The following is an 8,271-nucleotide window of genomic DNA, read 5'->3' as shown; positions in this document are numbered from 1 at the left end:
CCACCGCGATCTGGCACAACTGGCACACCGGAGCCACAGTCAAACGCTCACTCATCGCCTACGACCACTGAAAACATCGGACTCATTCATCTAGGTAGTCGGTCGAGTGCGGCGCCGTCGTGGCTGGTCGCGCCCACGCGGCGGAGCCGCACATAGACACAGCCCCGCGCCCCTTATCGGCGTTGCCCAGCCGTTGGTGGCCCGCTCGGGACAGCTGGTCGCGCCCACGCGGCGGAGCCGCACATAGACACAGCCCCGCGCCCCTTATCGGCGTTGCCCAGCCGTTGGTGGCCCGCTCGGGACAGCTGGTCGCGCCCACGCGGCGGAGCCGCACATAGACACAGCCCCGCGCCCCTTAAAAACACGGCGTTGCCCAGCCGTCGGCAGCCCGCTCGGGACAGCTGGTCGCGGCCACGCTGCGGAGCCGCGCATAGACACAGCCCCGCGCCCCTTGAAAGCAGGGCGTTGCCCGGCCGTTGGTGGCCTGCTCGGGACAACTGGTCGTGGCCGTGCGGCGGTCGCCCTGCTCACCCGGGGGGCCGCGCGGACCTGACCTCACCGGCGTTCGGGACAGGGGGCTAGAGCCAGGTCAGGGACCAGAGGCGGAAGACGCCGGTGCCGTCGTCGAGGTACTGGCTGCCGCCGATCGCCTCGCTGCTGAGGACGTACTCCTTGCCCTGCCACAGCGGGATGACCGGCACGTCACGGGCGATGTCGGCCTGGAGGGTGCGGAAGTCGTCGGAGGCGTCGGCGCGGTCGGCGTACTGCTGGCTGGCCCGCACCAGCCGGTCGACGTCCTGGTTGCTGTAGCCGGTGTTCATGGTGGAGCCGGTGCCGACGAGGGGGCCGCCGAAGGTGTCCGGGTCGGGATAGTCGGCGACCCAGCCCACCGCGTACGCGTCGAGTTTTCCGGCCGCCCAGCGCTTCTGGAAGTCGGTCCACTCGTAGCCCTTGACCGTGACCTTGAACAGGCCGGTCGCCTCCAGCTGCTTCTTGATGTCCTCGGCCTCCGGCTGGGCCGCGCCGCGCCCGATGGCGTACCCGTAGGTGAAGGAGACCGGCGCGGTGACCCCGGCCTGGGTGAGCAGGGCCCGCGCCTTGGCGACGTCCTGCTTCGGGTAGGCGTCGAAGAAGGACGTGGTGTGGCCGGTGATGCCGGTCGGGATGAGCGAGTAGAGCGGGTCGACGGTGCCCTCGTAGACGGTCGCGGCCAGCTGCTCGCGGTTGATCAGCCACGCCATGGCCTGCCGGACGCGGGTGTCGTGCAGGGGCGAGGAGGCGCGGGTGTTGAGGTAGAGGTTGCGGGTCTCGGCGCTGTCGGTCTCGGTGACGCGCTGGTTCGGGTCGCTCGCCGAGAGCCCGGAGAGCAGCTTCGGCGGCAGCTGGCGGTCGGCGACGTCGACGGCCTTGTCGGTCCAGGCCCGCTCCAGGGCGTCGCCGTCGGCGTAGTAGCGCAGTTCGACGGGGCGCCCGGTGTCCTTGAGGGCGCCCTCGTAGCGGGAGTTGGGGGTGAGGGCGGCCTTCTTGCCCTTCGTGTACGAAGCGAGCGTGTAGGGGCCGGTGCCGTCGACGGCGGTGCCGGTGCGCAGCGCGTCCTTCGGGTACTTCTCCCGGTCGACGATCGAACCGGCGCCGGTGGCCACCTTGAACGGGAACGTGGCGTCCGGCGACGACAGATGGAAGGTGACCGTCAGCCCGCTCGCGTCCACCGACTTGAGGGTGGAGAGCAGGGACTCGGGGCCGACCTCGGAGTGGATGGCGCGGACCCGGTCGAAGGAGTACTTGACGTCCTCGCCGGTCATCTCCCGCCCGCTGGGGAAGGTGAGCCCGGCGCGCAGGGTGCAGCGGTAGGTCTTCAGGTCGGTGCCCTGGAAGGCGCAGCTGCGGGCCGCGTCCGGGACGGGCTCGGCGCCGCCCGGGTCGTAGGTCAGCAGTGACTGGAAGACGTTGCTGAACAGGGCCCAGGAACCGGCGTCGTAGGCACCGGCCGGGTCGAGGGCGGTGACGGCGTCGGTCGTGCCGACGGTGATCGTCTTCGCCGTGTCCTGCTGTCGGGGCAGCAGCTGCCAGGCCCCGATCCCCGCCGCCACCAGTACCACCAGCGTCGCGATGACTCGCGTGCGCACCGAACGCATCGGTTGCCCCTCCCCGGGCCCACAAGGCCCCGAGGGCCCCCAAAACCAGGCCACTCCCCCCAGTGGCGGGGCTCACGTAATCACATGGGTTTGGGTGGGCGGAAGGGTTTCCCGGCATATGAGAAAACACTTACCGGGCACGGTATTTCGGCCAAGTTTCACGGCGCCTTCACGATGTGCCGAAATGGCCGGGATCGTGCACCCTCGGCCGGCCGCAGCGCCGTCAGTGCCCGCAGTGCCCTGCAACGATCCCTGCGACCATCCCTGCAACGGCGCCTGCAACGAGCTTCACGCGTGCGTGGACGCCAGTTGGATCAGGGTGATGTCCGACGGTGCGCCCACCCGGGTCGGCGGCCCCCAGGCGCCCGCGCCCCGGCTGACGTACAGCTGGGTGTCGCCGTAGCGGTCGAGACCGGCGACGGTCGGGTTGGCGGCGGCAGCGACGAGGTTGCCGGGCCAGAGCTGGCCGCCGTGGGTGTGGCCGGAGAGCTGGAGGTCGACGCCGTGCTCGACGGCCTGGTGGATCTGGACGGGCTGGTGGGCGAGGAGCACGCACGCGCGTGCCGGGTCCCGGTCGCCGAGCGCCTTGGTGAAGTCGGGGCCCTGCCCGGTGCTCTCGCCCGCGACGTCGTTGACCCCGGCCAGGTCGAACCACGGCAGCTCGGTGCGCGCGTTCTCCAGCGGGGTCAGCCCGAGCCGCCGCACCTCGGCGACCCACTGCTGGGCGCCGGAGAAGTACTCGTGGTTGCCGGTGACGAAGTAGCTCGGCGCCTCCAGCCGCGCCAACGGCGCCGCCGCCGGGCCCAGGTTCTTCACGCTGCCGTCCACCAGGTCCCCGACGACGGCCACCAGGTCGGGCTGCGCCGCGTTGATGGTGTCGACGATGCCCTGGGTGAACCCGCGCCCCAGGGTCGGGCCCAGATGGATGTCGCTGACCACGGCGATGCGGTACCCGTGCGCCGCGCGCGGCAGCTTGGCCAGTGGCACGGTGACCCGCTTCAGCCGCGGCCCGCGCAGCACCCCGTAGGTCCCGTACCCGACGGTCCCCACAGCGGCGGCAACGGCGGCCCCGCCGACCGCCCGCGACACGAACAGCCGACGGGAGGGCAGCGCGGGGGAAGCGGCGGAGGGGGCGGCAGCGGCCGACGGGGCCTGTGGGGCGGACGGCGTCGGGGGCGCCGTTTCCGGGGAGGGTGCTCCGCGTCGTCGTTCGGGCATCCGGCGTATCGCCAGGGTCAGCAGGGGGCGGGCGATCTCACCGGCCAGGACCGCGAGGAGCAGGTAGAGGCTGAGGGCCAGCCAGAGGAACCCCGGCCAGGCCAGGGTGCGTTGGAGCCAGAAGGGGGCGCCGGTGCGTTCGGCGACCAGGGCGCCGACGGCGAGGACCCAGCCGCCCGCGATGAGGGCCGCGCCCGCCCGGCGCAGCGCGCCCGGTGCCCGGGTGGTGTCGCGGAACAGGCGACGCCACAGGTACCAGTTGCCGCCCACCAGGACGGCGAGCGCGAGCGGGACGAAGACGATGACCACGGTGCCGTGCCCCCCGTTGGACGTAGTCGGATGTGGTGGCGTGGACGTGCCGGGGAGAGGCTATGACGTGCGGCGCAGTGCGCGCAGTCCGCGCAACCCGATGCCGCCGATGACCGTCCCCAAGATGAAGGAGACGACGGCGAGCGTCAGATGCACCCAGAAGTACGCCGTCGGGTGACCGTCCTCGAAGGCGAGTCCGCTGCCGTCCTTGATGAGGTTTTTGACGAAAGTGACCCAGATGAACCAGCTCCACACTCCGAAGGCGAGCAGGAACCAGGAGACCGGGCGGCTGAGCTTCATGCGTTCAGTATCGCCGCCGCCCGCGGGGCTCCGTGGCCGGGGTGGGACGGATGGTGCGACGCCCGGCGCCGGTGCCTGTACGTTCTCGTCCGTGCCCGCACCCACGAAGCAGACCGTCAGGCGTTCCCTGCTGGTCGTCTCCGCCGTCCTGTCGTCCTGCGCGCTGTCCGCGCCCCTCGCCCTCGCGGCCCCGACCCCGTCGGCCGGTCCGTCGGCCAGCGCCTCGGCGAGCCCGTCGGTCTCTCCCCCGGCGCGCATGTCGTCGGTGGGCGGCACCCGGCTGGCCCGCGCTGGGGCGCAGGTCGATCTGGGGGTCGGCGCGCCGGTGCTGCCCAAGGACGTGACGGCGCGGTCCTGGATCGTCGCGGACGCCGAGTCGGGTGAGGTGCTGGCCGCGCGGAACGCGCACTGGCGGCTGCCGCCCGCGAGCACCATGAAGATGCTGTTCGCGGACACCGTGCTGCCGAAGTTCCCGAAGACCGAGAAGCACACGGTGGTGCCGACGGACCTGGCGGGGATCGGGTCCGGGTCCAGCATGGTGGGGATAAAGGAGGGCGAGACGTACACGGTCCACGATCTGTGGCTGGGCGTCTTCCTGCGCTCGGGCAACGACGCCGTGCACGTCCTGTCGGCCATGAACCACGGCGTCGAGGACACCGTCCGGGACATGAACGCGCACGCCGAGGAGTTGCAGGCGCTCGACACGCACGTGGTGAGCCCCGACGGCTATGACGCGCCGGGGCAGGTGTCGTCGGCGTACGACCTGACCCTCTTCGCGCGCTCGGGGCTCCAGAAGAAGGACTTCCGGGAGTACAGCTCGACCGTGCGGGCGAAGTTCCCCGGGGACACCAAGGAGGAGAAGGGCAAGAAGGTCCGCGAGTCCTTCGAGATCCAGAACACCAACCGGCTGCTGAGCGGCGACTCCGACGTCCCCGTCTACCAGGGCATCGCGGGCATCAAGAACGGCAACACCACCAACGCGGGTGCCACCTTCACCGGCGTCGCCGAGCGGAACGGGCGGGTGCTGCTGGTCACCGTGATGCACCCGGAGACGAGCGCGCGCAACGAGGTCTACAAGGAGACCGCCAAGCTCCTGGACTGGGGGTTCAAGGCGGCCGGTAAGGCACGCCCGATCGGTGAGCTGGTGCCGCCCCGCAGCGCCGCGCGGGCCAGTGCCCAGCCGTCGGCCGGAGCGACGCCCGGGGAGGCCGACGTGGTCTCGACGCAGGCCTCGGTGCGGGGCGGTGCGGGGGGCCTGGAGGTCGCGTTCGCGATCGCGGGCGGTGTGCTGGTGCTGCTCGCGGGCGCCGCGTTCCTGGTCAACCGCCGTTGGCCGCTGCCGGACCTGGTGCGCCGCCGCTCCCGTCCGTGATCACGACGTCCACCTCGATCTCGTCCTCGGCCGTCTCGTCCTCGGCCGTCTCGCCCCCGGTCGCCTCTCGTTCGGCGTCCTTGCCGGGGGTCGCCGTCCAGGCCGCGCAGAAGAGGACGAGTTTCGAGGTGAAGTTGATCCACAGCAGCAGGGCGACCGGCACACCGAACGCGCCGTACATGCTCTTCGCCGCCACGCCCTGCATATAGCCGCTCAGCCCCAGCTTCAGCAGCTCGAAGCCGACGGCGCCGGTCAGCGCGGCCACCAGCAGCCGCCGCCGGGTCGGCTCGACGCCGGGCAGCAGGGTGAGGACGTACAGGAGCAGCAGGAAGTCCGCGAGAACGGCGACGGCGAACGCGGCGACCCGCAGCAGCACCCGGCCCACCCCGCCCTCCTGGAGGCCCAGCGCGCCGCCGATCCAGCCGACCAGGGCGGAGGCGATGGCGGACGCGGCGATGGTGGCGAGGAGGGCGCCGCCGAGGCCGATCAGGATGCCCGCGTCCTTGACCTTGGCGAGCAGCGGGTTCTGGTCCTGGTCGGGCAGTTCCCACACCGCCCGCAGACAGTCCCGCATCGAGCCGACCCAGCCGATGCCGGTGAAGAGCAGGACGGCACCGGCGATGAGGCCGACGGTTCCCGCGTTCTGCACCAGGCTGCCCAGGTCGAGCTGGTCGGAGATGCCGGGGACCTGCGCGGCGATCTTGTCCTCCAGCTGCCGCGTCCGGCCCGCGCTGAGGGTGGCGGCGGCGATCGCGGCGGCCACGGTGAGCAGCGGGAACAGCGCGACGAAGCTGATGAACGTCATGGCGGCGGCGAGCCTCGTCCACTTCACCCGGTCGAGCCGCTCGTACGACCGCCACGCGTGCGTGAGCGTCAGCCGCGCCACCAGCGGCCCGACGACGGGGAGCTTTTTCAGCCAGTCCATGGTCCGACTCTGCCCTGTTCCGCGCGGAACACCCAGGTCCGGGTCCCCCAGAAGCGCAGGACGGTCGCGAGCGCCATGCCGATGCCCGCCCCGGAGACGGTGTCCGCGCGCTGCGAGGTGAGCCCGAGCCCGTAGTGGCTGACGGCGAGACAGAGCAGCTGAACGAGGGCTCCGGCGACGTTTACCGCGAAGAACACGGCATAAGGGCGCCATCCCGGCGGGCGGGCGTCCCGGTAGGTGCCGAGGGCGTTGCCGAGGTAGGCGACGGTGCACCCGGCGACGAAGGAGAGCACCTTGGCGCTGAGCGGGTCGAGCCCGGCCGGACCGCGCAGCCAGGTGAACAGCCCGAGGTCGGCGGCGTAGGCGAGCAGCCCGACCGAGGCGAACCCGGCCAGCTCACGTCGGCTGGTCCGGGTCAGCCCCGGCGGCCGCGCGCGGGTGCTCCCCGGCGCTGGTGCCGCGCCCGTCCCGGTCCCGGTGTCCAGGCTCACCAGTGGGTCACCGCGAGGGCGTACATGGCGAGCCAGGAGAGGCCGATGACGGCGAGGGCGCGGTCGTGCAGGACGACCTCCTCGGGCTCGCCTGCGGTGCCCCGGTCGGCGAAGACGGCGTAGCGCAGGACGGCGAGGATGAACGCGACCAGGGACAGCTGGCGCCACGGCAGGAACCCGGTGTGCGGGGTGCCGCCCTCCTCCAGGGCCCACATGCAGTAGCCGAGGACGGCGACCCCGGCCGCGAGCTGCCACACGAACCGCAGGTAGCCGGTGGTGTATTCGGTGAGCAACGCGCGCGTGGCGCCCCGTTTCCCGGGTTTCTGGGCCATCTGCACGGCCTCGGAGTAGCGCTTGGCGGCGACCATGAACAGCGCGCCGAACCCGGTGGTGATCAGGAACCAGCGGGACAGCGGGATGGCGAGGGCGAGTCCGCCGACGGTGGCCCGCATCAGGAACCCGGTGGTGACGACCAGGAGGTCGACGACCAGGACGTGCTTGAGGGTGACGCAGTAGGCGAGCTGCATGCCGAGGTAGGCGGTCAGCAGCGCGGCGACGACCGGGGAGAGGAGCCAGGCGGCGAGGGCGGGGGCGAGGACGCCGAGGACGGCTCCGGTGGCGTAGGCGACGGGGACGGGGACGGTTCCGGCGGCGACCGGGCGGTGGCGTTTGGTGGGGTGGGCGCGGTCGGCGTCGGCGTCCCGGGCGTCGTTGACCAGGTAGACGGCGGCCGAGCAGGCCGTGAACAGGGCGAAGACCAGGGCGAGTTGGGTGAGCGCGGGCCGGGTGAAGAGCTGGCCTGCGGCGGCCGGGGCGGCGACGACCAGGGTGTTCTTGACCCACTGCTTGGGGCGCGTGGTGCGCAGCAGGCCGCGCAGCAGGGCGCCGGGGCGGGGGCGCCCGCCGGGTGGTGCGGGGTGCGGGGGCGGGGTGGGCTGGTCGAGGAGCGCCGTGTCGGGTGCGGTGCCCGTGAGGGGCGCGGTGCCGGTCATGCGGGGCCCCGCATCCAGCGGGCGCCGGCCCGGGCCGTGAGGGCGCCGAGGGCGGCGCCGGCCAGCACGTCGGAGGGGTAGTGGACGCCGACGACCAGGCGGGAGGCGCACATCGCGGCGGCGAGCGGGACGACGGCGGGCGCGCCGAGGGCGCCGAGGGCGACGGCCGCGGCGGCGGCGGAGGTCGCGTGGGAGCTGGGGAAGGAGTGCCGCCCGAAGGTCGTCACAAGGGGCTCGACCCGTGCCGGACGCGGGCGCCGCACGACCCTTTTCACCCCCATGCTGACGGCGTGCGCGCCTGCCGTGAGCGCCGTCGCGCGCAACCAGGAGCCACGCCGGGGCCCGTCCACGAGGGCGCCCGCGAGGCCCGCCGCGAGCCACAGCGCGCCGTGCTCACCGGCCCGGGACAGGGCGCGGGCGGCACCGGCGACGCGGGGATCGCCGCCGCAGGCGCGGAACGCCGTGAGGATGCGCTGATCGACCTTGTCGATGTGATCGAGGTGATCGATGGGGTCCATGGGCAGTCACT

8 protein-coding genes are annotated in these 8,271 nt (G+C 72.5%); 1 reads left to right on the top strand and 7 read right to left on the bottom strand.

The window, feature by feature from the left end; all coding sequences use genetic code 11:
• Nucleotides 1-578: 578 nt before the first annotated feature.
• The 3 genes from ACIQOU_RS18490 to ACIQOU_RS18480 form a co-directional block, all read right to left on the bottom strand.
• The gene (locus ACIQOU_RS18490) at nt 579-2,135 is read right to left on the bottom strand and encodes an ABC transporter substrate-binding protein (protein ID WP_401537778.1); all 1,557 of its coding nucleotides are present in this window, start codon (nt 2,133-2,135) and stop codon (nt 579-581) included.
• Between the two features lie 288 nt (nt 2,136-2,423).
• Entirely contained in the window at nt 2,424-3,662 is a 1,239-nt protein-coding gene (locus ACIQOU_RS18485) for a metallophosphoesterase (RefSeq protein ID WP_401537777.1), read from the bottom strand.
• Between the two features lie 60 nt (nt 3,663-3,722).
• Nucleotides 3,723-3,962, bottom strand: a complete 240-nt coding sequence (locus ACIQOU_RS18480; protein ID WP_401537776.1) for an SCO4848 family membrane protein — start codon at nt 3,960-3,962, stop codon at nt 3,723-3,725.
• 91 nt (nt 3,963-4,053) lie between these two features.
• Here ACIQOU_RS18480 and ACIQOU_RS18475 point away from each other — a divergent pair, with 91 nt between their 5' ends.
• On the top strand, nt 4,054-5,334 hold the full coding sequence (locus ACIQOU_RS18475; protein WP_401537775.1) for a D-alanyl-D-alanine carboxypeptidase family protein: 1,281 nt from the start codon (nt 4,054-4,056) through the stop codon (nt 5,332-5,334).
• Here ACIQOU_RS18475 and ACIQOU_RS18470 read toward each other — a convergent pair.
• The 4 genes from ACIQOU_RS18470 to ACIQOU_RS18455 all read right to left on the bottom strand — a co-directional run bounded on the left by ACIQOU_RS18470 (nt 5,282) and on the right by ACIQOU_RS18455 (nt 8,260).
• Nucleotides 5,282-6,259 (bottom strand): YihY/virulence factor BrkB family protein, encoded by a 978-nt coding sequence (locus tag ACIQOU_RS18470; protein WP_401537774.1) that lies wholly within the window; start codon nt 6,257-6,259, stop codon nt 5,282-5,284. The two genes, ACIQOU_RS18475 and ACIQOU_RS18470, sit on opposite strands and share 53 nt — an antisense overlap.
• The gene (locus ACIQOU_RS18465) at nt 6,247-6,678 is read right to left on the bottom strand and encodes a GtrA family protein (protein ID WP_401537805.1); all 432 of its coding nucleotides are present in this window, start codon (nt 6,676-6,678) and stop codon (nt 6,247-6,249) included. Before ACIQOU_RS18465 ends, ACIQOU_RS18470 begins: the two co-directional genes overlap by 13 nt.
• Nucleotides 6,679-6,746: 68 nt before the next feature.
• Nucleotides 6,747-7,742, bottom strand: coding sequence for a decaprenyl-phosphate phosphoribosyltransferase (locus ACIQOU_RS18460; RefSeq protein WP_401537773.1), 996 nt, complete (start codon nt 7,740-7,742; stop codon nt 6,747-6,749).
• Entirely contained in the window at nt 7,739-8,260 is a 522-nt protein-coding gene (locus tag ACIQOU_RS18455) for a phosphatase PAP2 family protein (protein ID WP_401537772.1), read from the bottom strand. The genes ACIQOU_RS18460 and ACIQOU_RS18455 overlap by 4 nt, the downstream gene beginning before the upstream one ends.
• Nucleotides 8,261-8,271 lie beyond the last annotated feature (11 nt).

This window comes from Streptomyces sp. NPDC091279 (assembly GCF_044757465.1).
Classification (GTDB): domain Bacteria; phylum Actinomycetota; class Actinomycetes; order Streptomycetales; family Streptomycetaceae; genus Streptomyces.
This window is presented reverse-complemented; position numbering and strand designations above follow the sequence as displayed.

Excerpts from the sequence above, each read along its gene's own strand:
- ACIQOU_RS18490 (WP_401537778.1), bottom strand. The coding sequence starts at position 2,135 with ATGCGTTCGGTGCGCACGCGAGTCATCGCGACGCTGGTGGTACTGGTG.
- ACIQOU_RS18480 (WP_401537776.1), bottom strand. The coding sequence starts at position 3,962 with ATGAAGCTCAGCCGCCCGGTCTCCTGGTTCCTGCTCGCCTTCGGAGTG.
- ACIQOU_RS18470 (WP_401537774.1), bottom strand. The coding sequence starts at position 6,259 with ATGGACTGGCTGAAAAAGCTCCCCGTCGTCGGGCCGCTGGTGGCGCGG.
- ACIQOU_RS18460 (WP_401537773.1), bottom strand. The coding sequence starts at position 7,742 with ATGACCGGCACCGCGCCCCTCACGGGCACCGCACCCGACACGGCGCTC.
- ACIQOU_RS18455 (WP_401537772.1), bottom strand. The coding sequence starts at position 8,260 with ATGGACCCCATCGATCACCTCGATCACATCGACAAGGTCGATCAGCGC.